Annotated in this window: 17 protein-coding genes; 13 read left to right on the forward strand and 4 right to left on the reverse strand. The window is 42.5% G+C overall.

Annotated elements, in window-relative coordinates:
• The first annotated feature begins 24 nt into the window (after positions 1–24).
• From ACXAC4_RS01845 to ACXAC4_RS01885, 9 genes are all read left to right on the forward strand, one after another.
• Complete coding sequence (locus tag ACXAC4_RS01845; RefSeq protein WP_475158608.1) at positions 25–1,098, forward strand: alpha/beta fold hydrolase; 1,074 nt, start codon at positions 25–27, stop codon at positions 1,096–1,098.
• Positions 1,098–2,318, forward strand: a complete 1,221-nt coding sequence (locus tag ACXAC4_RS01850; protein WP_390446637.1) for an NAD(P)/FAD-dependent oxidoreductase — start codon at positions 1,098–1,100, stop codon at positions 2,316–2,318. Before ACXAC4_RS01845 ends, ACXAC4_RS01850 begins: the two co-directional genes overlap by 1 nt.
• A gap of 9 nt (positions 2,319–2,327) precedes the next feature.
• Positions 2,328–3,470 (forward strand): acyl-CoA dehydrogenase family protein, encoded by a 1,143-nt coding sequence (locus tag ACXAC4_RS01855; RefSeq protein WP_475158612.1) that lies wholly within the window; start codon positions 2,328–2,330, stop codon positions 3,468–3,470.
• Positions 3,467–4,975: an amino acid adenylation domain-containing protein gene (locus tag ACXAC4_RS01860; protein ID WP_475158614.1), complete on the forward strand. Its 1,509-nt coding sequence runs from the start codon at positions 3,467–3,469 to the stop codon at positions 4,973–4,975. The genes ACXAC4_RS01855 and ACXAC4_RS01860 overlap by 4 nt, the downstream gene beginning before the upstream one ends.
• Positions 4,976–5,060: 85 nt before the next feature.
• Entirely contained in the window at positions 5,061–6,608 is a 1,548-nt protein-coding gene (locus ACXAC4_RS01865; protein WP_475158616.1) for an NAD(P)-binding domain-containing protein, read from the forward strand.
• 23 nt (positions 6,609–6,631) lie between these two features.
• Positions 6,632–7,261 (forward strand): chorismate--pyruvate lyase family protein, encoded by a 630-nt coding sequence (locus ACXAC4_RS01870; protein ID WP_421963553.1) that lies wholly within the window; start codon positions 6,632–6,634, stop codon positions 7,259–7,261.
• A gap of 3 nt (positions 7,262–7,264) precedes the next feature.
• Positions 7,265–8,743 (forward strand): cytochrome P450, encoded by a 1,479-nt coding sequence (locus ACXAC4_RS01875; RefSeq protein WP_475158619.1) that lies wholly within the window; start codon positions 7,265–7,267, stop codon positions 8,741–8,743.
• Positions 8,744–8,896: 153 nt separating this feature from the next.
• Complete coding sequence (locus tag ACXAC4_RS01880) at positions 8,897–9,868, forward strand: LNS2 domain-containing protein (RefSeq protein WP_475158621.1); 972 nt, start codon at positions 8,897–8,899, stop codon at positions 9,866–9,868.
• A gap of 191 nt (positions 9,869–10,059) precedes the next feature.
• Positions 10,060–11,745 (forward strand): hemolysin D, encoded by a 1,686-nt coding sequence (locus ACXAC4_RS01885; RefSeq protein WP_475158623.1) that lies wholly within the window; start codon positions 10,060–10,062, stop codon positions 11,743–11,745.
• A gap of 93 nt (positions 11,746–11,838) precedes the next feature.
• On the opposite strand, the gene ACXAC4_RS01890 is transcribed toward ACXAC4_RS01885, so the two are convergent.
• Entirely contained in the window at positions 11,839–13,962 is a 2,124-nt protein-coding gene (locus ACXAC4_RS01890; protein WP_475158626.1) for a TonB-dependent receptor plug domain-containing protein, read from the reverse strand.
• Between the two features lie 162 nt (positions 13,963–14,124).
• On the opposite strand from ACXAC4_RS01890, the gene ACXAC4_RS01895 reads away from it, so the two are divergent.
• The 3 genes from ACXAC4_RS01895 to ACXAC4_RS01905 all read left to right on the forward strand — a co-directional run bounded on the left by ACXAC4_RS01895 (position 14,125) and on the right by ACXAC4_RS01905 (position 18,243).
• The gene (locus ACXAC4_RS01895) at positions 14,125–14,826 is read left to right on the forward strand and encodes a response regulator transcription factor (protein ID WP_130254570.1); all 702 of its coding nucleotides are present in this window, start codon (positions 14,125–14,127) and stop codon (positions 14,824–14,826) included.
• Complete coding sequence (locus ACXAC4_RS01900; RefSeq protein ID WP_475158630.1) at positions 14,826–16,571, forward strand: sensor histidine kinase; 1,746 nt, start codon at positions 14,826–14,828, stop codon at positions 16,569–16,571. The genes ACXAC4_RS01895 and ACXAC4_RS01900 overlap by 1 nt, the downstream gene beginning before the upstream one ends.
• A gap of 421 nt (positions 16,572–16,992) precedes the next feature.
• The gene (locus ACXAC4_RS01905; RefSeq protein WP_475158632.1) at positions 16,993–18,243 is read left to right on the forward strand and encodes an EAL and HDOD domain-containing protein; all 1,251 of its coding nucleotides are present in this window, start codon (positions 16,993–16,995) and stop codon (positions 18,241–18,243) included.
• 78 nt (positions 18,244–18,321) lie between these two features.
• Here ACXAC4_RS01905 and ACXAC4_RS01910 read toward each other — a convergent pair whose 3' ends face one another.
• The 3 genes from ACXAC4_RS01910 to ACXAC4_RS01920 all read right to left on the reverse strand — a co-directional run bounded on the left by ACXAC4_RS01910 (position 18,322) and on the right by ACXAC4_RS01920 (position 22,501).
• Positions 18,322–19,818: a Ppx/GppA phosphatase family protein gene (locus tag ACXAC4_RS01910; RefSeq protein WP_475158635.1), complete on the reverse strand. Its 1,497-nt coding sequence runs from the start codon at positions 19,816–19,818 to the stop codon at positions 18,322–18,324.
• Positions 19,802–21,892, reverse strand: a complete 2,091-nt coding sequence (gene ppk1, locus ACXAC4_RS01915; protein ID WP_475158636.1) for a polyphosphate kinase 1 — start codon at positions 21,890–21,892, stop codon at positions 19,802–19,804. The genes ACXAC4_RS01910 and ppk1 overlap by 17 nt, the downstream gene beginning before the upstream one ends.
• Positions 21,893–21,994: 102 nt before the next feature.
• A complete protein-coding gene (locus ACXAC4_RS01920) occupies positions 21,995–22,501 on the reverse strand; it encodes a glycine cleavage system transcriptional repressor (RefSeq protein ID WP_349284586.1) in 507 nt (168 codons plus the stop codon).
• Positions 22,502–22,797: 296 nt separating this feature from the next.
• Between ACXAC4_RS01920 and ACXAC4_RS01925 the strand changes: the two genes are divergently transcribed.
• Entirely contained in the window at positions 22,798–25,035 is a 2,238-nt protein-coding gene (locus tag ACXAC4_RS01925; RefSeq protein WP_475158638.1) for an ABC transporter permease subunit, read from the forward strand.
• Positions 25,036–25,039: the final 4 nt, after the last annotated feature.

The raw sequence follows: 25,039 nt of genomic DNA on the forward strand, positions 1-25,039 counted from the left end.
GCAAAGACTAGACAGGAAACTAGCATGATTGAAGAACTAATCGACTTTATAAACAACGAATTACTTGAAGGTGCGGCACCTGATTTAGATCAGCACACACCGCTTTTAGAGCTAGGTATTTTAAACTCACTATCGATGGTGAGATTACTTGCGCATGTAGATCAGCGCTATGGTGCGAAGATCCCTGAGCACGATATTACCCCTGTGCATTTTGAGAATATAGAAACACTTGCAGCACTTATTAACACCTTAAGCGCAAAAGATGAGATGCAGGCTGAGCAATCGGTATCTGAGCTAGAGCGACTGGTGAAATTACAAGAAAGCTATGGCATTCAGAGTGAGCTGGTGGATGTAGGTGAAGGCTTTAAACAGCATGTATTGCGAGTTAAAGGCGATGGCCCTTTATGGATTTTACTGCCTGCGCTTGGCAATCCTTCAACATCTTGGTCTTCAACACTGCGTTCAGTACAAGGTCGTCACAATGCCGTGGCGCTTGATTTAGCGGGGTTTGGGCTGAGCCAAAGTGCCAATGAAGCGCCATCTTATGTTGATCATGTTGAGTTTACATTGCAATACCTTGCAACGCTTGAAGAACAAGAGTGGGTGTTGGTGGCGAACTCTGCAGGTAGCATGATTGCGACCGAGATTGCCCGTCGCTTCCCTGAGAAAGTAAAAGCCCTGGTTTGTAGTGGCTTTGGTTTAGTTGAAGACGTCGAAAACTGGTGGGGTGATTTAAAGAAAATGTCGTCAAACCCAGAGCAATTCTTGGCAGCCGCTTATTACCACCCACCAAAGATGACGCCAGCCTTAGAGTCATTACTTGATGATGTTCTGTCTCGCCCTGCCTATCACAGCTTCTTAGATGATTATGCGCGTCAATCTATTGCGAAAACCTTTGACGGGGTGATGGTACCCACTTTATTTGTGGCAGGTAATCACGACCAAATTATTCCTCCAGAATGGAGTGAAAAAGCCGCTGAGCTTCTTGATAAAGCCAGTGTTACTCGCCTTTCTCGCTGTGGTCACTTCTCGGCTTCTGAACGCCCAGAAGAATTTGTTTGGGTAGTGGAAGATTTCTTAAATAGGGAAGCAATGTAATGGATCAGTTTAAAAGTTACGACGTCGTTATTATTGGCAGTGGCCCAGCAGGCAGCTTATGCGGTATAGAGTGTCGCAAAAAAGGCTTATCGGTTTTATGTATTGAAAAAGATGAGTTTCCGCGCTTTCACATTGGCGAATCACTAACTGGTAACGCGGGGCAGATCATACGCGATCTCGGTTTGGCGGATGAAATGAATGCGGCAGGTTTCCCAGATAAACCCGGTGTGAACGTGATTGGTTCACTATCAAAAAATGAGTTCTTTATTCCTATCTTAGCGCCGACTTGGCAGGTACGCCGTAGCGACTTTGACAACATGTTAAAGCGTAAAGCCCTAGAGCATGGCGTTGAATATCAGCAAGGCTTAGTTAAAGATGTGATCAAACATGAAGAAAAAGTGGTTGGCGCGATTTATAAAGCCGATGGCGTTGAGCATCAAGTACGCTCAAAGGTACTGGTAGATGCCAGTGGTCAAAATACCTTTTTATCGCGCAAGGGCATTGCAGGCAAACGTGAAATTGAGTTCTTTTCACAGCAGATCGCTTCTTTTGCACATTATAAAAATGTTGAGCGTGACTTACCGCCTTTCTCAACGAATACCACCATTTTATATTCAAAGCAGTATCACTGGTCGTGGATCATTCCAATCTCACCTGATACAGACAGTCTAGGAATAGTGATCCCGAAAGACTTGTACTACAAAGAATGTAAAAACCCAGATGATGCCATCGAATGGGGTATGGAGCATATCAGCCCTGAGATCAGGCGCCGTTTCAAAAATGCAGAGCGCGTAGGTGAGTCGCAATCTATGGCAGACTTCTCTTACCGTATTGAGCCGTTTGTAGGAGATGGTTGGTTATGTATCGGTGATGCGCATCGATTCTTAGATCCAATTTTCTCTTATGGTGTGTCATTCGCCATGAAAGAGGGCATTAAAGCCGCAGATGCCATTAAACGTGCCATCGATGGTAACGATTGGAAAACGCCTTTCTACGAATACCGCGATTGGAGTAATGGCGGTCAGCAAATTGCTGCAGATCTTATTCGTTACTTCTGGATTTACCCAATTTTCTTTGGCTATCAAATGCAAAACCCTGATTTACGCGATGAAGTCATCCGTCTATTAGGTGGCTGTTGCTTTGATTGTGAAGGATGGAAAGCCCCGACCATCTTTAGAAATGCCATTGAAGAATACGACCGCAAACAAATGGCTGGTTGAGGATAGAGCATGAACTTTGCGTGGAATGAGGATCAGCTCGCATTACATGAGCACGCCTTGAGCTTTGCACGAGATCTCGACTTTTCGAAGATCTCTGCAGGCGAGTTTCCAATGGAAGCTTGGCGATCACTGGGTGAGTTTGGCTACTACGGTTTACCCGTAGATAGCCGCTACTCACCTTGTGGCAGTGGTTTTGACATTTTAACCACAGTTAAAATTTTAGAGGGTCTTGGTCAAGGTTGTGCAGATACCGGCATTTTATTTGCCGGTGCTGCACACACCTTTGCTTGCGTTATGCCGATTTATGAACATGGCAGTGAAACACTGAAACATGAATTATTACCGGCACTAACCAGTGGCGAGAAAATTGCGGCAAATGCCATTTCTGAAGCTGAAGCAGGCTCAGATATAGGCAAATTAACCACCAAGGCAACCAAAGAAGGTGATTACTACATCATCAGTGGTGCTAAGTCTTATGTGACTAACGGCAGTGTGGCCGACTACTTTGTTCTCTATGCGACCACCAACCCTAAGTTTGGCTACTTAGGTCAAACGGCCTTTGTTGTGCCTGCTGATTTACCAGGCATTGAAGTAGGAAAAAGCTACAAAAAGTTAGGGCTTGATTCGGCGCAGCTCAACCAAGTGTTTTTTGATGAGGTAAAAGTGCATAAGGACTATGTACTAGGCACTGAAGGGCAAGGCGCACGTATTTTTGCTGCTTCTATGGATTGGGAACGCTGTTGTTTATTTGCTTTATTCATTGGTGTGATGCAGCACGATTTAGAGCGCTGCATTGAGTTTGCCAATACCCGTAAGCAAGGCGATAAAACCATCAGCAAATTTCAGGCAGTGTCACATCGTATTGCCGATATGGAAGTACGTTTGCAAAGTGCGCGCTTACTACTGTATTTCGCGGCTTGGCAAAAGTCGCAAGACGTTGATAACACCAAAGCAGTGGCATCAAGTAAGTTAGCCATCAGCGAAGCGTTTGTGCAATCGGGTATTGACGCCATTCGTATTCATGGTGCGGCCGGTTACTTACAAGAAAGCGGCATAGATAGCAGCATTCGTGATGCCCTAGGGTCGGTGTTGTTCTCAGGTACGTCAGATATTCAACGAGAACTCATTTGCAATAGGTTGGGTCTGCTATGAAATTGCTCAATCAAGTATTAACCCAAGGCTTAGTGCGTGCAGGTGAAAAAGCTCTGGCAGTGAGCGATAGCACAGAGTCGTATAGTTATGGTGAATTACAACTCAGGGCGACTCAAATTGCTGTGCTGCTGCAAAAAATTGGCGTTAAAGCGGGTGATAGAGTGGGGCTTTGGTGTGATAAATCATGTCGAGCTTTGGCTGGCATGTTGGCGGTGAGTAAACTCAATGCCGTTTATGTACCAATCGATCCAATGAATCCGAAAGTGCGTGTGGATATTATTCGTCAAGACTGCGACATGAAGGTATTGATCACCAATAAAGCTAAGTTTAGTCAATATCAGCGCGGTGATAATGCTTTATGCGACTTTGTGGTATTAGACGAAGATGCGCTAATAAGCTCAGTATTGCATGTACACACGTGGCAGCATATTTCTGCTCAGCAACCAAGCCAGCTCAACTTACCAAAACAGGGTAAAGGTACAGATTTGGCGTATATGCTGTACACATCTGGCTCAACTGGCGTGCCAAAAGGCGTCAAAATCAGTCATGAAAATGCCCTTGCCTTTATTGAATGGTCGGCGAATAAACTCAATGCAACAGTGCAAGATCGTTTTGCTAACCATGCCCCTTGGCATTTTGATTTATCAGTGCTGGATATTTATGTGGCTTTGTTATCAGGCGCAAGTGTTCATTTGGTGTCTGAAATCGACAGCTATGTGGCACAAAAATTAGTGTCATTTGTCGCCCAAAAGCAGATCAGTATTTGGTATTCAGTGCCGACCGCATTGGTGATGATGCTAGAAGCTGAGGCGGACTTTGCAGAGCGTTGCCAGCAACTTAGAGCCATTATTTTTGCCGGTGAAGCTTTTGCGATTAAACCGCTTAAACAACTTCGTGAAGCGTTTCCCAATGCCGAGCTTTACAACTTCTATGGCCCGACCGAAACCAATGTCTGTAGTTACTACAAAGTCCCTCGGGTAGTACCAGACAAGCTGCCTATAGGTTACCCAGCCAGCAATGCTTTGCTATCAATTTGTGATGAACAAGGTAAAGCACTGCCTGTGGGCGAGCAAGGCTTTGTTACTGTAATTGGCCCGACTGTTTTCAGCGGTTATTGGGGGCGCGCAGATCTGCAATCAGAAGCTTATAACACAGGTGATATCGGCTATTTCAATGAGCTGGGAGAGTTGATGTATGTCGGTCGTCAAGATCATATGGTGAAAGTGAATGGTTATCGAGTTCATCTTGGTGAAGTTGAACGCGCTATTTACCAGCACCCAGCAGTGAAAGAGTGTTTAGTTGAGCTCAGCAGCCAAAAAACACTCCATGCGCATATTGCCGTAGAGGGCGATGCGCCGTCTTTATTAACGCTAAAAATTCACTGTGCCAAACGTTTACCTAAATACATGTTGCCAGAGCAGGTGATAGTGCACGATGCACTGCCTCGTAATCGCAACGGAAAATTATCGCGTCAATGCTTATCTGGGTTGTCTGCTCAATCGTGATCTGAAAATAACACCCAGATCACGATGAGCGAGGCGTAACACGTTTGCTCCGGCAAACACCTCCTAGTTAAACAAGGAATGAAAAATGAGAAAAAAAATCGCAGTCATCGGTGCTGGTTTATCAGGCATTGCCGCCATCAAACAGCTTACAGACGGAGGCCATGAGGTTGTCTGTTTTGAAAAAGCAGAAAGCTTTGGTGGTGTATTTGCCGATAAAAAAATCTATGAAGATTTGCACCTAACCATTTCTAATTACTTTATGGCGTATTCAGATTATGTACCGAGTCAGCAAAAGCTGAAGTTCTGGTCAAAAAAAGAATACGTTAACTACTTAGGCGAATATCTTGCCCGCTTCGAATTAGGTCAATACATTCATTACGATCACGAAGTACGAAAGGTAGAAAAGCAAGCGGGAAAATGGCAGGTCACCACGAAACATGGCATGGCTGAACAAACTGACACCTTTGACATGGTTGCCGTTTGCTCGGGTCATTTCCAAAAGCCAAAACTGCCTGAGCTTGCAGGTTTAGATATGTTCGAGGGTGAAATTGAGCACTCGAATGATTACCGCGATAAGCAAAAATATGCGGGTAAACGCGTGTTATGTGTCGGTTTGGGTGAAAGTAGTGCCGACATTACTTCTGAGATTTCAGAGGTTGCGAGTAAATGTATCTTATCGCTGCGTCGTTACCCGGCGGTGGCACCGCGCTATATGGCGTTCCAAGAAGATCCTTACTTCACCATAGATACCAGCTGGTTAACATCACGCATCGTGAACAAATTACCACATCGTTATCATGGTGGGATCACCAAAGGTATTTTCAATAAATATGTGAATAGCCGTAATGATCATGTGCGGATCAGAGGTGAGTGGCTGAAAAAATCAGGCCCTTCTCACCATCAGGCCGTCACTAAAAATGAGCGACTATTCAGGCCAATCGCCGATGGCAAAGTAGTGCCTAACATTGGTGGCATTGTGCGTTTTGAAAAAAACGCCGTGGTGTTTCAAGATGGCACGCGTGAAGAAATTGATGCCGTGGTATTTTGCACCGGCTATCAACTGAGCTTCCCATTTTTAGATGTCAGCATCAGCAATATGCGTGACTTGTATAAACAAATGTTTATTCCTGAAATGGGTGACTCACTGTCGTTTATCGGTTTTGTTCGCCCGCAACAAGGGGGTATTCCAGTTATTGCTGAAATGCAATGTCGTTACTTATCACAGCTGGCCAGTGGCGAGAAATCATTACCGCCGCTATCAGAAATGGTCGACATCATTAAATACGATACCGAGCACTGGCAGACGGAGTATAAGATCACCCCACATGTGGCGTCTTTGGTGAACTACTGCCATTACATGGATTCTATGGCAAAGCTAGTCGGCTGCATGCCTGAGATCCCTAGCTTGTTTAAAGATCCATTGTTGCGCGTAAAGCTTTTGCATAACCCGCAGTTTGCAGCGCAATACCGTTTAGATGGCCCAAATAAAATGACGCATACAGCGCGCTCGTTTTTATTAGGCTTTCCAAATATCAGTTCTTGGCCACGCATCATTCATTTTGAATTGGCTTTGATCACTCAAAAACTACTCTCACGTCTGCGCCTTGATGGCTTACGTGAGCTTAGTAAATAGCTACTCAGGGACGGGAAAACGTTATGATCCGACTAACCGATGAGTGCTTGTGTAATTTAGATGATGCGTTGCAACCACATCGCTTTAATTTAAGTCGTTTAAGCCATTTGCAAAAAATCATTTTAGGCACAGATGGCACAGTAACCCAATTAATCGAAAGTATTGTCGATGAAAAGTTGGTGGTGAATAAACTGTTTGAAGCCGATGTTGATAGCGACACGATCGCCACAACCTCGAGTGAACAACAAGCTGAAACACATTGCCAAAGGCGGGTTATTTTATTGCAAGGCGAGACCTCAGGCTTGCCTTACCTATACGCCGACTCCTTGGTTTATCACGGCAACATGAACGTGAATTTTTCTCGTGCCCTGACTCATTCTCAGATCCCCATCGGCAAAGCTTGGGAAAAGTTTCAGGTAGAAACTTATAAAACCTTGCTGTCATGGGGATTTGAATATGCCAATGAGCTAGCACCTCACTTTGCGATTTCAAGCCATGATCTGGTGTTGTATCGCACCTATTTGGTGTTCTCTCAGGGCAAAAAGATCTTCCGGATCACCGAAAAGTTTCCTTTCGTTTGGTATCTGCAATCAGAGCAATTCACAGCGAGTGCAGCGACCACTGCAACGCCAACTTTAGTCAGCGGAATTTGAGCAATGAAAAATACAGACAGCGTCGTGGCGCAACCACAAATCAATTTAGACATTAATAAACTGACTCCGAGTATTCCTCACATCCCATTTAACAGCGAAGACGGGCAGCTGTTTTTTTGGGGTGAGGATTACCACCTAATTATCGAGTCTCTATCAAAGAAGTACGGAGATATCTACTCGGTTGAAACAGCCAAGGGCAATTTGGTGGTATTAAACGGCTATCAATACATCAAAGAAGCATTGGTCACACAGAATGATGTGTTTAATGTACGAGCCGACTATAAAATTCTGCAAGTGGCACCACAAAAGCACTTTTTAGAGTTAGAAGCTGGCGAGCCTTGGCAGGTACACCGTAAAGTATTTGCCCATGCCATGCGCGAATATTTTGCCACGCGCTGGGGTAATATTGAGCAATGGATGACTACTGAAATTGAGGATATCGCAGCGGTATGGCAAGCCGACGAGGGTAAGCCATTTGACCCAAATCGCGAAGTATCTATTAAGCTTGCCAGCTTTTTACACAAGGTCATGTTTGATGATCGCTTTGGTGAGTTTGAAAAAGGCCTGTTTGACGAGAAAAGCTTAAGTTGGTTACCAAATGGTTTTATTAACAGCACGCGTTACGAGTTGATGCCTACTGAACTGCAAGAGAAATATTATGCTCAGTATGGTGATGCGATTGAAAAGTTTAGCGGCAACCTAAACGCCCTTGATCAATATGTGTCATTCAATGTTGACCGTCGTAAAGCCGATTATAAACCGGGCGAGTATCGTGATTTATGTGATTATTTGTTTGCTGCAAATGACAGTGTTGATGAACAAACGAAAGCAGCCTTAAACATTGATGAAAAAGAAATTGTCATCGGTTCACTGACTCAAGTCGCGGGAGCTGGTGGCGGTGTTGGTGCATTTGCTATGCGCTGGGCGTTGTTATACTTGGCTGCTTTTCCAAAACAACAGCAGCGTGTACAAAAAGAACTCGACGAAGTGGTGGGTAAAAACGCGGTGCCACTGAATAAGCACAAAGCGGATCTGCCTTATACACAGGCGTTTATTAGTGAGGTATTGCGTCATTGTTCAATTACATCAATGCCTGCAGCCAATTATGCAACAAGTAAAGACACGCTATTAGACGGATATTTTCTTGCCGAAGGCACGCCATTGGTGATTAACAATTACAGTATTACCCGTGATGAAACGCTGTGGGAAAACCCGCATGAATTTATGCCTGAACGCTTTTTAGATGAAGATGGCGAGTTGAGCAAAAAACAGTTGGGTAAGGCTTTCCCATTTGGTTTAGGACAGCGCCGCTGCTTGGGTGAACATTTTGGTAAATACATCATTCATACCTTGTTTGCTCAGTTAGCGCATAAGTTTGAATTTAGTCTGCCTGAAGGGAAGCAAGCCAATCTTAAAGCGATTTCAGGGGTGTTCTTAGTGCCTAAAGAAGTCGAAATCGTGGCTAAATCGCGCAACGTCTAATTCATTTTCATACGCATACATAAAGGCCGCGCACTTAATAAAGTGCACGGCCTTTTTTATATGAATTAAGTTTTTATTTTATATTTAACATTTTTGTAACTTTGAGTTTTTATTCTATTCTAAGTAATTGATGTTTTTACTTAAGGAAAGAATATGAACAATAATAAATGGCTTTTTGCCCCGCTACTGCTGAGCGCAGCCTCGGCTTTTGCACTACCACAGTGCCCGCAACCACAATTAATGGAGCAGCGTTTTGAAGCGCCCAGCTTTGAAACCGGCAAATATAAAAACTGGTCAAATCGTTTTATTACTTGGCTGCCAAGCTTTCATATGATCCACGATGAAATTGTCGCGGTAGGTAAGCCTGTTACAGTAACTGCTAAGTTTGATTACGGCAGTGTGGCGCATAAAGACTTAGAGTTTGAAACAGTGAAGTTTTATATTCGTGGTCAGAACGACTCGCAGTGGCAATATCTATCGACAGCGACCACAAACAGCGATGGCAAAGCGACTTTATCTTTACCAGGTATGTCTGCAGGCCAATACCGTATTTACGCGGGCGTTCCAGCTGATGGCACAGGCACAGAAGGTTTCTTAACGGTCGTAGAGCCAAATACAGAAGCGGTATTATTCGACATTGATGGCACATTGACAGAGTCTGATGCCGAGCAAATTGGTGATTACACGGGCATAGATTATGCTGATGCAAAGGATGAGGCTTATACCTTAGCGCGTAGCTATTTGGATTTAGGTTATCAGCCTATTTATCTGACTGCGCGTGTTTATTGGTATGCCAAAGGTACACGCAGTTGGCTATCTTGGATGGGCTTGCCTCAAGGTTATCTGCGCACATCATTGAGTAATGAAACCAGCTTATTCCGTACTGCTGAGTACAAAACAGAGCAGATTAATCAGCTTGAAGCGAATGGCATTAAAATTGTGCGTGCTTATGGCAATGCAAAAACGGATGCTGAAGCATTTATCAAATCTGGGTTGAGTGCATCTCAAAGCTTTACCATAGGTAAAGATGCGGGTCATTACGGCACAACGCCGATTTTAAATAACAGTTACGCCGATCATATGGCGACTCATGTCAGTAACTTCCCGAACTCGAATTGCCAGTAATCATTACTCACTCCAGCCCTGAGTTCCCCCAACCGCTTAGGGCTGTTATCAAAAAATCTCACTTATTCCCTTTAAACTTTTATTAACATAGTTGTAACTTTAAAGTTTTAACTCTACTATGCGCGTGATTTTTATTGGCTTAAGGAAATGAGCTGTAAAAAGCTTATTAAGCCCGTTCTATAAGGAAAATTATGAATATCAAAAAACTGAGTATTGGTCTTGCACTGCTAGGTGCGACGTCAGCAAGTGCATTCACGCAACTAGGTGGCGGTGGCATCATGCCAATGGGTCACGAATGGCTCACACGTACCGCGGCACTGGAGTTACTAGACCAAGAGCACATCATTCAAACTGATCCCAATGATCCTCGATATCACTGGCAGCAAGGGCTGGCGAAGCGCACAGACTTAACTGCAGCGTATGATGAAGTACAGCGTATACAAGCTAAAAGTAATAACAATGCGAGTTACCAGCCTAAGTATGACGATATCTATGCAGCTATTGTGGGCGAACGCTGGGTGGACATTGCAGGGTTTAATGTGACGAATGCCAGTACGGATCCGACTGGACCAAACTGCTTTAGTGCGATTTCGCAAGAACCAGCCGATCTTCAACAAGATCACTTTATGCGCCGTTATGATGACATAGGTGGTCAAGGTGGTGTAGATGCCGCTTACCGCGGTCAAAAGCGCTTTATTGAACACTTTGTTAATGCCGCAATGGCTGAGCAAAAACGTATTCAAGTATGGGATGGCGGAGGCTATTCAGCTAAAACTGAAGTGGATCATAACTACTTCTTGTTTGGTCGAGCGGTGCACTTATTCCAAGACTCATTTAGCCCGGAACATACGGTACGTTTACCAGCGGATAACTACGAAAAAGTATGGCAAGTAAAAGCCTATTTATGTTCAGAAGGTGCAGAGCAGCACACACATGACACTAAAGATGTGCTCGACTTCAGCAGTGGCGATGTGATCTGGCAAGAAAATACTCGACTTGATTCAGGATGGGATTCATATTCTGCAAGTAATATGAAGCCAGTTGCGTTGGTGGCCTTAGAAGCAAGTAAAGACCTATGGGCGGCATTCATTCGTACAATGGCCGTAGACAAAAGTGCACGCAAAGCTTACGCAAGGCAAGAAGCACAAACCTTGGTAGACAATTGGTTGTCGTTCGATGAACAAGCGATGCTTGCGTGGTATGACAACCAGCATCATAGAGATCATACCTATGTACTCGCCCCGGGTGAAACTGGAACAGGCAAAACACTTGAAGCCTGTATGAGTGAATTAAATGTAGGCACAACCAATCAAGCTGAGCGTGTTGCGCAATTAGATGCTGAGCGTCGTCAGTGCTTATATAACATTGAAGCAGAACCCGGATACGCAGATCTGTACGATGATTATATGGGAATGCCCTATAACTGGCGCTGGAAGTCACTTACTTGGCAAACACCACCAAACGACTGGCAACCTTCTAAGCAGCAAGCTGACAGTGGCAAAGCGGTTGTGATCAAGTCTGCTGTAGATGGTAAGGCGCTGTCGGTATCTGCTTTAAATAATAATGAGCGCTTAACTACAGTAAAGAATAACCCTGTAGAGTGGTTAAAAGTACCTGCAAGTGAAGGGCGTTACTATTTACGAAGTCGCCAAGCACCTGCATTGTTCTTTAGCTATAGTGGGTCTTCATCAGGGTATGGCAAATTATGGAACTCGCCAAAACAAGCGGAGTACGAGTTTGTTTATCAAGGAGGCGTTTGGAATATTAAAAATACCTATTGGCAGCAGTATTTTTGGTATAACCAAGATAAGCAGCGTCCACAATTAACGTCGACAGGCAGTGCTGATAAACAGCACTCAAAGTGGATTTTAGAGTAGTTTTGCTCTTGTTTTTAAGAGCTTGCTAAATACCTAACGGGTCTCAAAAGGCACGAAGCTACAAACGTGCCTTTTGAGAGATAAAGGAGTCAGTTAGAACTGACCGCTTAGCAGTAAAGTAAAGCGCGGAGAGCGTTCAAAACGACGATCTTCGTACTGTGAAATGCCATTTTCAGTAAATAAGCCGGTGTGTCGAGTTCTGATATTTCTGGTTTTACGACTCAATAAACGATCGCCTTTAAGCGTTAACTTCAAGTCAGATGATAACTTATAATCTAACTCCATTCTGACTTTGAGTTTATCATCCAGTGTGCTGGTGTAGTCGTATCGTGTAAATGGTGAAGCGCTTTTATCAAAGAGTGTCATGCTCCAATCTACTTTGTTAAATAGATTGGTTTGGTTGATTTTAACTTGCCATTCGTTATCGCTAAGTCTCGCTATTTTATTGTCTTGACCTGTAAATGGGTCACGCATATTACTGTCTCGCCAAGTGTAGCTGACACTGACCATAGTATTTTTTAGGCCAATAGGGTCGAGGCCAAAATCAGTTTCAAGTTTCACACCATATTCTTTCGCGTTATCAACATTACCTTCACCTGAATAGCTCACTAGTGGGATCTCAACAATGAGATCGGTGATCTTATGGTAATACGGCGTCAGAGTCAGACTACCTGAGGTTGCTTGCCATTGTCGCTCAAAACTTACAGAGAACTCGTCTCTGACTTCTGGGCGTAAGTTAGGGTTGGTTTCTTCTAATCGCTGTTCTTCTCGGTTAAAGCGAGGCACAAAATCATTTAATCTTAATTGGCTCACCGTTCGCTCTAAATTGGTACGTAACTGAATGGCGTCATTTAAATCATGGCGCAAGTTAATACGTGGTTTTAAGTAATTAAATGAACGGGTTGAGCCACTAGTTGCTTGCTCAAAGGTATCGGTTTGCAAGCTAAAATCAGTAGCGACATCCAGTTTTGAATACTCGTAAACCAAAGAGGCCTGTAAGTTCGTTGCTTGTGATATTGAATAGTTATAATGACTAAAGCCTTCATAGCGGGTTTCTTTGATGTCATTAAGTTCAGTCGAATGATAAACATCATTTTGGTTGTCAATAAATTGAAGGTTCTCATCGAGTTTATTAATAGCTAGCTCAACGCCAGAATCGAAGCTATGTTGCTGGTTGAGTGTGTATTTCCAACTGCCTCTAACGACGCTTTCTGATTCCCTGTAAAGTCGAGGGAGTTGGTATCCCGCCGTGGTGCTGTCATCGTCATTGATAATGGTCTGCCAAAGTTGATCGTTGGCTTTACTGCGGTTTTCGATAAATAGCAGCTTTAAGCTGTGTTTGTCGTTAATTTTATGACTGATATCTCCGCCAATTTCCCATTCTCTTAGGCCCCAATCAAAAGTCAGGTTATCCGCCGTTGTGGTGTTATCTGCAAGTTGAATGTAGGTCGAGTCAAAGTCGCTATCCAGATAGATTTTTTTATACATGCTGTTCAGCGTCATAGAGGTGTTGTTGGAGTGCTTGTAACTTAGTTTATTGCTGAATATGTCTTCGCGGAACCAATTTTTACGCACGCGCTTGTAGTGTTTTGTCGGCTCATTGTCAGCAGAGCTAAACAGCTCATTGATTTTTATTTTTGTAGGGTAGAGCTTTCTCTCAAAACCAAAGCGATACGTTAAATCGCCTTCACCTCCACTTAGTACTAAAGAACCTAACGGTTTACCTTGCATAGAGTCTGTTTTCGTGACCCCTATATTCCATAATACCGCGGTGCTGATGTTGTCTTTTAGCATGACATTGATGATTAAGCCGTTACTTTGTACATCAAGACCCGATACCGACCCTCTGATCAGCTCAATATAGTCAACATCTTTAGCCTGAATATTGTCTAACTCACTTTTAATGCTATTACCTTTACCCGATACGCGTTGTCGATTAATTAATATTTGCTCGCCTGACGAGCCAAAACCTCGGGTTTCATTGTTATTATTCATGGCCAACAGCAGGTTATTAGCTCCTGGAATTTTTTCTAAGATATCGCGCAGGTTTTGTGGTGAAAATGGCGTGAAGAAACTCTCGTCGTAAGTATCAATGTTAGCGGCTGTGTTGTTGCTTACATCATCATTGGCACAGCTTGTTTGGCTGTTAAAAAACAAAGTCAATGCAGTTGCAACCGCACTTAATTTTAAAAGACGAGATGTGAAAAGGCGTTTCATGATATTTCCCTCAATGGCGTTTGAGCTCATATTAAGAAAGCGGGTAAAGGTAAAATAGGCACAAAAAGTAAAACTCTGAGTAGGATTTTTTTACAAAAGTTTACTTAAGAAAATGCAAGGTCTGGGGTAGGGTAACGCGTGTGTAAAAAGGAGTACCGAATTATGAGCATCAAACCGAAATTGTTAATCGTGGAAGACGAAGCCAGTATTTTACGCGGCTTGACCGACTTATTTATTTTCCATGGTTTTGAGGTCGACAGTGAAATGGATGGCAAGCAAGGGTTAGAAGCCGCGTTGCAAGGCCATTATCATTGTGTGATTTTAGATGTGATGCTGCCGAGTATGAATGGCTTTGAGATCTGTAATGCGCTACGCCAGCACTCGCAAAGCCAAGCGATTTTGATGCTGACTGCTAAAAACAGTGAAGAAGATATCATTAATGGCCTTACTTTGGGTGCTGATGATTATTTGGCTAAACCATTTTCGACATCAGAGCTGGTATTAAGGGTTAAAGCCTTGGTACGTCGTTCAGGATGGAGCCCCGAAGACAGTAAACTAACCATTTGCGATCAAGTGGAGATCTGCACCCAGAGTTTAACAGGCCAGTCATTTAATCAAACGGTGCGCTATACCCGCCGGGAAGTGGAGATCTTAAACTATCTGAGCCAGCAAAAAGCACCAGTTTCTCGCTGTGAGCTGTTAAGAGAAGTGTGGGGGTATAAGTCAACCGACCACATAGATACCCGAACGGTTGATATTCATATTGCCAAGTTACGCAAGAAAATTGAACCTGATCCTAAAGCACCAAAATACCTAGTGACCCTGCGTGGCGAAGGGTATCAATTATTCGGGCAGGCTTCTTGATGAAAGCATTCTTAAAACCTTCACCTTTGCTCAATTATCAACAGCGTTTAAAAAGGCTAAGAATTTTCACGCTGAGCTTTTTCTTGCTGCTGTTTATTCCTGTGTCTTTAGTGTGTGTGTTTGTGTTTCAGCAGTTCGAGCAAGAGCAAATTGCTAAATATCAGAAACATGCGACCAAGCTCAGCGACATCATTAATAAACGGCTATTTAAACAGGCGATTATCACCAACTCGGTTTCTCCCACAGAGTTCGATTACTACCAATATGCTTACAATCCAGAAACCAAAAAGGTCACGCGACAAGTATCTCCGCTTGCTGATCCAGAAAGTTTTCAGCGTTATGAAGGCTTAGTAGGGTTCTTTCAAATAGATGCACAAGGGCGTTTTAATAGCCCTATGTGGCCTGATGTGATCCAAGCGGATGATGTTTTCTCGGAAAAAGAAGCTCAAAAAGACAGCCTCAAAATGGCACGTGGTTTATACGATGTGGTGATGCGTTCAGAACAGGTAAAAACTTTAATTAATAATGGCTTTATCGTACAACCTGAAAAATATGAAGTGATAGAAGACGTACCTGATTACTTTATTTTTTATCGTGCAGTCACGGTGAGTGATGAAGTAAAAATGCAAGGCTACGTGCTAGATAAGCAGCGCTATTTACTCGGACTTATCATGGAAGTCATGACCAATAAGCGTCCCAATGCATTTCTCGGACTGACTATCAGTGATAAGAAAGGTCATGCCGAAGATGCGTTTATTGTTTCTAAGATGCTGAAAAATGGGGATATGGACGTACAGCTACAAGCGTCATTACCGGCAAAGTTGATGCAAGTTCACTTAAAAGAAAGCAAGTTGCACTGGCCATTTCCATCATATTGTATCTCGTTTTCGACTAAAGCGTTTGGCACCAGTAGTCTTGCCTTGTATGGGCTAGGGTTAATGGGGGTCTTATTGCTGACTATTGCAATCGGCTGTTATGGTTTTTATGCCTTGGGCAAACGTCAGTTAAAGTTAGCCGAGCAACGTTTGAATTTTGTTTCGTCGGTGAGTCATGAATTAAAAACCCCACTTACATCCATTCGCATGTATTCAGAAATGCTGAAGTCAGGGCAAATTCTATCGGAGCAACACCGCAGCGATTATTATGAGTTTATATTTAGTGAGAGTGAGCGGTTGTCTCGCCTCATTGATAATATTTTGCAGCTATCAAAACTCAGCCAACCAGCTCATAATGTTGAACCGAATTGGGTAAAATTGAGCATTTTGAATGATGTGATCCAATCCAAAGTCTCGTCTTTGTTAGTGAAAAATGATTTCAAACTTACTATTAATCAACCCTTTGAACGGCCAGATAGTGCATTGCTGTGGGTTGATATGGATGCCTTTGCGCAAGTGGTGATCAATATTACTGACAATGCCGTGAAGTTTTTTGATCAAGCCAAGATCAATGATGTTGATAGGCAAAAAATCGATTTCAATTTTCATTATTCTAAGCAACAGCCTGAATCTATTCAGTTGCAAATACGTGATTATGGTTTTGGTATCAGTGAAGAGCAGCAAGAAAAGCTATTCGAGTTGTTCTATCGAGGCGGTAATGAGTTAACGCGAGCTACTCAAGGTACGGGAATTGGTTTGGCTTTGGTTAAGGAGCTGATCAATGCCCAGCAGGGTGAAGTGAGTGTGGAACGTATGTCACCTGGCTTGGCGTTGAATATACGATTTAAGTTTAAAATAGCTGACAGCTAGGCTTGCCTGATTGCTTTGGCACAATTCGTTGGTAAATTTGTATATTTCGTTATAACGACTAATTAGGTTATGAACTTTATTGCAGCAGAGTAAACTAAAACACGCCCTCTTATGAGGGCTTTTTGCTCTGTGTATGAAGCCTAAGAAAAAGAATAAATTGATCAACTTAAAACATATTTACGTAAGTTGCTGTTTTAGAGTTAGTACAGGTCGCCTTTTGGCATTAAGACATGAAATCCGTTTTTAAAACGGTCAAAATTTATTAGGTAAAAGGGATTAGAATAAATTATTATGATCCTAACGAAGGTATTTTTGTTTGCTCATCCTCTTGTGCTGGCGTAACCTTTAAAAATGCGACAGAATTTCTAATTAATTCTCAGAGTTTTAGAGCTAGAATTACATTATCAGGTTTACACTATCTATGACAAAACCCGCGACTCAGTACATTGCTAGGCAGGCAATTCTCGATTCGACAAAGCAAATATTTGCTTATGAATTGCTTTATCGAGATTCGCAAAATAATGCTTTCCCTGTCGGGGTAAGTGATGAGCAAGCCACTGGGCGAATGTTTTTTAATTCACTTATTTTGGTTGGTAAAGAAAAGCTGGTTGCCAATCATTGTGCGTTTATTAACCTTTCTGATACCACGTTATTGCAAGAGATCCCTCGACTATTAAAACCTGACAACTTAGTGCTTGAAATTGTTGAGCGTTCGCAGAATATTCAGCAATTGCTTGAAACCGTAAAATTACTACGTAAACAGCATTACCGCTTTGCGCTGGACGATTATGATGCCGACTCTCGTTGGGAGCCGCTGTTACCTCATATGTCTTATATTAAATTGGAGCTTGAACAGCCTATTCTTAAAACCACTATGATGGTTAAGAAGCTAAAGCGTTTATATCCAAAAATAAAAATTGTGGTTGAGCGAATTGAAACCTACGAAGAATTTGAATATTTGAAAAGTGCCGGGGTTGATTATTTTCAGGGCTACTTTTTTGCTAAACCAGAAATGTTGACGCACGGTAATGTTGAGCCTTCTAAGCTGGTGGTATTTGATTTATTAAAGTCAACGGCGCAGCCAAACCTGTGCTTTAAAGATATTGAGAAAAAAATCTCTAAAGACCTGAGCTTAACGGCTAGGGTGTTGAAGTTGGTGAATGCTCGCTCAGGTCTAGAAAAGTTAGAGATGAAGACGATTTCTCAGGCGGTTGTTTACCTGGGTGAAGATGCCCTTAGGCAATTTGTTCGGGTTTTAGCACTCAGTGAGCTGGGGGTTGATAAGCCAGCTGAATTGACCAAATATGGTTTAATGCGTGCTCGCTTTATGGCATTGTTTCTAGCGCCCGGCGGTGAAGAAATGGCAGAGCAGGGGTATCTGATCGGACTTATGTCGATTTTAGGCGCTGTGCTTGATATGGAACTAAGCACCATCATTTCTGAATTCTCACTCGATAGTAATTTAAGTGGTGCACTGCTTAATTACAAAGGTTTACTTGGTGGGGCATTAAAAGTGGCGATAGCCGTGGAGCAAAATAACTGGCAAGAAGCTGAAGCTGTATTAGCAGCCGTAAGACCGGCAACACCTATTAGCAATATTTATGATTTAGTTGCACAAAGCCGTGAATATGCTGATGAAATTTTCGCAGTGGTGTCAGTTCAAAAAGTATGACTTTCTAATTAAACTCATATTTAAAAAGGCTGCATATGCAGCCTTTTTAATGGTTAAGCTATAGCTTTATTCTTACGATTACTCACCGACGACAAAAGCAAGTTCGATCCCAATTGAATCAAGGTACAGTTGTTCTTGCTCTAGATCTGCGCAAAGCAAAGCTTGCTCTTCAGGCAGTTGCGCATCAAAAAGTACCGTACATTTATTGTCTTTTACAGACAAAGTAGGGCGAGACAAGTCGGTTAATTGCCGGGTTCTATTAACTAATACGGCCAGCCTGAATAGCGTTAAGAGTTTCGCAAAGGTGTCTGAACACAGAATATTAAAAATATCTAGTTCAGGAAGTTTGATTTTTTTACGATGAAAACGGATCAAAGCACTTAATACACTCTGTTGTTGCTGCGTGAACCCTGGTAGGGCCGAATTCATCACGATATACGCACTGTGTTTTTGAATGCCAGATGAGTTAATTGATAAACCTACTTCATGTAATTGTGCTGCCCACTGTAACTGTAAAAGGTCTTTTTGCTTCAACCCCCAGGTTTTTTTACATTGTGAGAATAAATGTTTAACGGTATCAAACACGTTATCAGCATGGGCGGTGTCGATGTTGTAGTGCTGACCAAGCGCGATGATGGTGCGCACCCTTAAGTCAAACTCATCGTAGTTTAGCATTTCATGTAAAACGCCTTCACGCAGTGCATAATCACAGTATTCTAAGCGCTCTAATTTAAGCTCTTTAAACGCGGCAATGACAATGCTTAAACCGCCAGCGATATTGGTATGGCGTTCAGGGTTTAACCCTTTAATATCAAGCTGCTCAATACTGCCTTGGGCAATGAACAGTGCTTTGATGTCTTCTAAAATAGGCAGTGTTAAGTATTCACAGTCGAACTGAGCTTGTGCAATACCGATTAAGGCTTTGATCGTGCCTGATGTACCATAACTTTGTTTCCAACCGGTTTTTCGATAGCGGGGAGAGATGGGCTCAAGTGCTTGTCGTGCGGCTATTTCGGCTTTTTTAAACGTGCCTTTACTGAGCTTGCCTGAGCTAAAACAGGCTTTGGTTATATTGGCACAGCCAATGTCACGACTTGTTAGTTGTAAGGCTTCAAAGTGTTGACCTATGACGAGTTCAGTACTGCCGCCACCAATATCAATGACCAAGCGGTTATCTTTACCATGCACATAGTTTGCAACGCCTTGGTAAATTAAACGCGCTTCTTCCTGCCCGGATATCACATTGATATTAAAAGGGAAGTGAACTTGAGCTTGTTGCAAAAAGTGTTTTAGATTTTTAATGTTTCTAAGCGTGTAAGTCGCGACAACTTCGACATTGGCAGGGTCAAACCCCTGTAGAGTTTGTGCCAGTTGCTTAAAAGCCAACATAGCACGTTCAATGGCCTCTTCTGAGAGTTCAAAATCTTCATCAAGACCAGCAGCTAAATGCACGCGATGCTTTTCTTTATGAAGAATTTGTAGTCTGCCCTCAACTTTACGGGCGATGACTAAATGAAAGCTATTAGAGCCTAAATCGAGCGCTGCAAAACTCGCAGGCTCAGGTGTGTTGTGCATAATTGTGTTCCCATTTACTCAAGAGATCATAGATGGCAATTTGCGAACGTACTTTTTTACGGTTACCTCGGGCAACGTATTTATTTTGTTGTTCGACATCTATGATTCTTGCTTTACAGCAATCTTTAAATTGTAGCTCTAAAATATTGATGATTAACTGCTTTAAGTGCTGATCGTAAATAGGCACACCGGCTTCAACACGGTGATCTAAATTTCGCGTCATCCAGTCAGCTGAAGAAATATAAATCTGCTGATCGCCTTGGTTTTCGAACACCATTACCCGAGGGTGTTCTAAAAAACGATCAACGATACTGATAACTGAGATGTTATCGCTAAATTTCGGCAATCCAGGGACTAGTGCACACATGCCACGAACAATAATACGAATTTTTACACCCTGTCGAGCAGCACTGTAGAGCAAATCAATGAGCTGTTTGTCGACTAGATTATTCACTTTTATGGTGACTTGTGCAAATTTACCATTCTTAGCGGCTAAAATTTCATTCTCTATGCCCTCATAAATACGCTCTCGGGCATTTAATGGTGAAATTTGTAGGTGCTTAAAAGTAAATGGGCGATAACTGGTTTCGATGAATCTGAAGACTTCATCACATTCATCACAGATTTCGTTGTGCTTGGTGAATAGGCTGAAGTCAGTGTAAATTCGCGCGGTCTTTTCGTGGAAGTTACCCGTACCAATGTGGGCATATTTTACAATCTTACCCTTTTCTTTTCGGTGAATTACGCAGAGCTTACTGTGCACTTTGAGTGCTGGCAAACCAACTAGTACCTTAATACCCGCTTCGCTGAGCAACTTAGCCCATTCAATATTGTTTTGTTCATCAAAGCGTGCTTTTAGTTCGACCATGACGGTGACTTTCTTACCGTTTTTGGCTGCATTAATTAACGACGAAACTAGTCTTGAGCGGGAGGCTACACGGTAAATATTAATTTTAATTTGAGTGACCTTAGGGTCATAGGCAGCTTGTCTTACATACTCGAGCATATGGTTGAACGTATGGTAAGGGTAATAAAGTAAAATATCCTGCTCTGAGATGGCCTTAAAGACACTGTCATGTTTTGCAAAAGCGCTACTAGTGAGCGGTTTCAACGGCTTATTTTCTAAGTGCTTACGGCCAACATTAGGAAAAGAAATAAAATCTCTAAAATTACGATAACGGCCACCTGGGATGAGTGCATCTTGTTGGCTTGCGCCAAGACGCTTTTTTAGTACCTTTAGCATCTCGTCAGGCATCGCTTGGTCATAGACCATACGTACCGGCTCAGCATAAAGGCGCTGCTTCAGGCCTTTCGACATTTTATCGAGTAAGCCTTCTTCAATCTCATTATCTAAATTGTACTCAGCATCACGGGTCATTTTGATTGAATAGCCTTCAATACTGTCAAATTTCACAAAGCTTTTAAAAACTTCTGCCAAATAAAATTCGACTACATCATCAAGCATGACAATGGTTTTGTGACGACGGCTTTTTTCAGAAGGCAAAATGACAAAACGGTCTAGCCTGTCAGTAGGGATCTCTAATAATGCGTATTGTGACTTTTCGCCTTGCATATGGATAAAAAGATAAGTCATCGCATCATTGATGTTGCTTGAGTAATCTTTAGATTCAGTGAGTAGCATAGGCGACATATGCTGCAAAACTTGGTCTTTGAAAAAGTCTTCTAACCAGTCTTTGTGAAAGTCAGATAAGTCAGATGGCTGTCTGATATGGATGTTTTGCTTGTCTAGATCCGCTAACAGTTGGTGGTGGATCTGATTGAATTTCTTACCGAGTGACAAGACCTTTTTGTTAACTTGGTTTAATAGTTCTTCGTCTGCGTCAAAGTGGGCGTCGGATAGACTGTTTAATAAAATCTTTCTTTTTAAATCAGCTACTCTCACCCTAAAAAATTCATCTAGATTATTTGAGAAAATACCTAAAAAACGCAGTCGCTCGATAAGTGGGTTATTTTGATCTTTGGCTTCTTGAAGTACGCGTTCATTGAACGAAAGCCAGCTTAATTCTTTGGCAAAGTAACTAATAGTCGTAGAGGTGTGTGGTACAGAATGCATGATCTATCCATGGGTAATCAAAGGTACAACAACAAAATATATGGGGTTTTTGTGACACTTATATGACAGGCTTATTCCTCAGCCTGTCATAAAATTTAATTTTTATTCACTTTCGATATCAACGACTAGATCGCTGGTGATCGATTCAAGTGCCTCAATCACATTATCTTTGTGCATGCCCGCAGGTAAAGTGACCGTGGCAAATGCACTGAAAATTGGCACCCCCCAATTTGGTGCGCTGCGCTGACGAGAATTCAGATGGGTGATGTTTGCGCCTTTATGACGGATAACACTTGAAAGTTCTTTGACAATACCCGGCCTGTCATTGCCTGTAATCACTAGATTAAGTGTTTCAGGTGTTTGATCTGCAACATCGGTATCGCCAGACTCAATATGTACTTCCAAGCCTGGTAATGCATTCAGTGCTGATTGTATTTCTTGAAGATGCTCCTCTGCTACGCCAATTTGAATGATACCTGCAAACTGACCTGCTAAATGACTAAGGTTACTGGTCATCCAGTTACCATGGTGTTCTAGGATGGTTGCTGAGATTTCGTCAACGAGACCCGGCCGGTCCTTACCTATTATTGTTAAAACTAACTGCTTCATATCAATGTCTCTTATTATTTTTACTCACCGTATAGTGAGAGTGGAAACGATCAATGCTCTACTCGACGTATCCTTACGCCAATAAAACATTGCACTCTAAGATTAGTTAAGTTTTAAGGCTTGTCCAGAAAATCGGTTTATATCCTTGAGGTAAAACATGATTATCGCTACTTTTTTATGACTTTTAAGTGTTAACAAAAGTTCATACTTACAGCGCTTAAAGTCCTTTTTATGTAACAATACTGTCATCTTGATGAAATATAATGCGCACAATTCAAAGATAATAAGGTGTTTTAATGTCTACCTCAGCACAGCAAAAATCTTTTAAAACGGACAAGCGCCGTTTATTTAAAGATCGCTTTGCACAATACAGTATTACCGCAGGCGGGGTAATGGTACTTGTGGCATTGCTGTTGATCTTCTTCTATCTACTATATGTCGTAGAGCCAATCTTAGAGTCAGCAAAAGTAGAGAAACGCACAGATGTGAGTTTATCTTCAGAGAAAAACTATGTTGGTATTGGTGTTGAAGAGCAAACAGAGATTGCTTATCTATTAGAAGATTCTGGGAGTGTCGATTTTTACCATATAAAAGGAGACAACTCAGGGCAATTAATGAAAAGCCTAGATGTTGAACTTGATGGGAATATCACGACATTTGCGAAAAGCGCGCCGTTTTTGGGCTTATATGCATACGGTTTAGATAATGGTGCAATTAAGCTAGTTAAACCGAGCTTCTTAGTGACCTTCCCAGGTAATGAACGCTTAATCACCCCGCGTATTGGTTATCCATTAGATGGTGAGCAATTATTGGTAGATGAGCAAGAACAGGCGATTGCTAAGTTTGCCTTTAGTTATTATGAAGATAAAGCAGCAGCAGTTGCCGTTACTGAAGACAAGCGCGTGGTATTTGCGGCATTTACACCTGAAGAGAATATGTTTACTGGTGAAGTTGAGTGGCTAATTGAGCGCACTGAGCTAGACATTGATGGCCGAGTAAATGAGTTACTGATTTCACCTGATACGAGTCGTGTATTTGTTCGAAGTGCGAACAAAGTTTATATCTTTGACACGCGTGATCCAGCTGAAGTTGAGCAGTTCCAAGTGCTAGCAGCCAATGAAGAAAATGCAAACCTAGTGAGCGCGACATTACTTGCTGGTGCAAACTCTTTGATGCTGGCAAACGACAATGGTGAAGTGTCTCAGTGGTTTGAAGTAAACACTGAAGATAATGGCCGTCAATTTGCCAAAATCCGTGCATTTGAAACTGAAAAGACAAATAAGTTAGACATTTACACTGAATACTACCGTCGTACTTTCTTCACGACGACATCATCAGGCGACTTAGGCGTTTACTACACGACCAGTGAAGCTGAATTATGGCGTGGTAAAATTAGCGAGCAAGCGATTGATGCCTTTGCTGTATCACCTCGAGCGAACGCGGTTTTATCTTTATCGAATAACACGCTTTCTGTATTTGAAGTGCACAACGAGCACCCTGAGGTAACTTGGTCAGCACTTTGGAATGAAGTGTGGTACGAAGGGTATCCTGAGCCTGCATACACTTGGCAGTCAACGTCAGCGTCTGATGACTTTGAATCTAAGTTTTCTTTAGTGCCAATTTCATTCGGTACGATTAAAGCGGCGATGTATGCCATGTTATTTGCTGTGCCAATTGCCATTTCAGCAGCAATTTACACAGCCTACTTTATGTCGAGTGAATTACGTCGCGTAGTAAAGCCAACCGTTGAGATTATGGAAGCACTACCAACAGTTATCCTTGGTTTCTTAGCGGGTCTTTGGTTAGCGCCTTTAATCGAAACGCATCTTCCAGCAGTGATTGCACTGGTGACTTTACTGCCAGTGGCGGTGATCGCGACGGCACTTGGTTGGACTAAACTGCCAGCGAGTATTCGTCATTTAATTCCAGACGGTTGGCATTCAATTTTACTTATTCCTGTAGTGTTATTTATCGGTTGGTTGTCATTCGCAATCAGCGGTCAAATCGAACTGTGGGTATTTGATGGCAATGTACGCCAGTATTTAACGAATGAGCTAGGTCTAACGTTTGACCAACGTAACTCACTGGTTGTGGGTATTGCGATGGGCTTTGCGGTTATCCCGACTATTTTCTCAATCGCAGAAGATGCGGTATTCAGTGTGCCTAAGCACTTATCAAATGGTTCATTAGCGCTCGGTGCGACGCAGTGGCAAACCCTTGTTTATGTTGTGCTTCTAACGGCTAGTCCGGGTATTTTCTCTGCAGTCATGATGGGTCTAGGCCGTGCAGTAGGTGAAACCATGATTGTACTGATGGCAACGGGTAATACGCCAATTATGGACTGGAGTATCTTCCAAGGTATGCGTACTTTAGCGGCGAACATCGCGGTTGAAATGCCTGAATCAGAAGTGGGTAGTTCTCACTACCGTATTCTATTCCTTGCTGCATTTGTGTTGTTTATTTTTACCTTTGTATTTAACACGCTCGCTGAATTTGTTCGTCAGCGTCTACGTGAAAAATACAGCTCAATGTAATTAT

The sequence above is a fragment of the Pseudoalteromonas sp. AWM4_233 genome, from assembly GCF_056158285.1.

What these genes read in the sequence shown, in the direction of transcription:
- ACXAC4_RS01870 (WP_421963553.1), top strand. Translation starts at nt 6,632, where the DNA reads ATGATCCGACTAACCGATGAGTGCTTGTGTAATTTAGATGATGCGTTG.
- ACXAC4_RS01865 (WP_475158616.1), top strand. Translation starts at nt 5,061, where the DNA reads ATGAGAAAAAAAATCGCAGTCATCGGTGCTGGTTTATCAGGCATTGCC.
- ACXAC4_RS01875 (WP_475158619.1), top strand. Translation starts at nt 7,265, where the DNA reads ATGAAAAATACAGACAGCGTCGTGGCGCAACCACAAATCAATTTAGAC.
- ACXAC4_RS01895 (WP_130254570.1), top strand. Translation starts at nt 14,125, where the DNA reads ATGAGCATCAAACCGAAATTGTTAATCGTGGAAGACGAAGCCAGTATT.
- ACXAC4_RS01855 (WP_475158612.1), top strand. Translation starts at nt 2,328, where the DNA reads ATGAACTTTGCGTGGAATGAGGATCAGCTCGCATTACATGAGCACGCC.
- ACXAC4_RS01860 (WP_475158614.1), top strand. Translation starts at nt 3,467, where the DNA reads ATGAAATTGCTCAATCAAGTATTAACCCAAGGCTTAGTGCGTGCAGGT.
- ACXAC4_RS01910 (WP_475158635.1), bottom strand. Translation starts at nt 19,818, where the DNA reads ATGCACAACACACCTGAGCCTGCGAGTTTTGCAGCGCTCGATTTAGGC.
- ACXAC4_RS01880 (WP_475158621.1), top strand. Translation starts at nt 8,897, where the DNA reads ATGAACAATAATAAATGGCTTTTTGCCCCGCTACTGCTGAGCGCAGCC.
- ACXAC4_RS01900 (WP_475158630.1), top strand. Translation starts at nt 14,826, where the DNA reads ATGAAAGCATTCTTAAAACCTTCACCTTTGCTCAATTATCAACAGCGT.
- ACXAC4_RS01845 (WP_475158608.1), top strand. Translation starts at nt 25, where the DNA reads ATGATTGAAGAACTAATCGACTTTATAAACAACGAATTACTTGAAGGT.
- ACXAC4_RS01905 (WP_475158632.1), top strand. Translation starts at nt 16,993, where the DNA reads ATGACAAAACCCGCGACTCAGTACATTGCTAGGCAGGCAATTCTCGAT.
- ACXAC4_RS01890 (WP_475158626.1), bottom strand. Translation starts at nt 13,962, where the DNA reads ATGAAACGCCTTTTCACATCTCGTCTTTTAAAATTAAGTGCGGTTGCA.
- ACXAC4_RS01925 (WP_475158638.1), top strand. Translation starts at nt 22,798, where the DNA reads ATGTCTACCTCAGCACAGCAAAAATCTTTTAAAACGGACAAGCGCCGT.
- ACXAC4_RS01850 (WP_390446637.1), top strand. Translation starts at nt 1,098, where the DNA reads ATGGATCAGTTTAAAAGTTACGACGTCGTTATTATTGGCAGTGGCCCA.
- ppk1 (WP_475158636.1), bottom strand. Translation starts at nt 21,892, where the DNA reads ATGCATTCTGTACCACACACCTCTACGACTATTAGTTACTTTGCCAAA.
- ACXAC4_RS01920 (WP_349284586.1), bottom strand. Translation starts at nt 22,501, where the DNA reads ATGAAGCAGTTAGTTTTAACAATAATAGGTAAGGACCGGCCGGGTCTC.
- ACXAC4_RS01885 (WP_475158623.1), top strand. Translation starts at nt 10,060, where the DNA reads ATGAATATCAAAAAACTGAGTATTGGTCTTGCACTGCTAGGTGCGACG.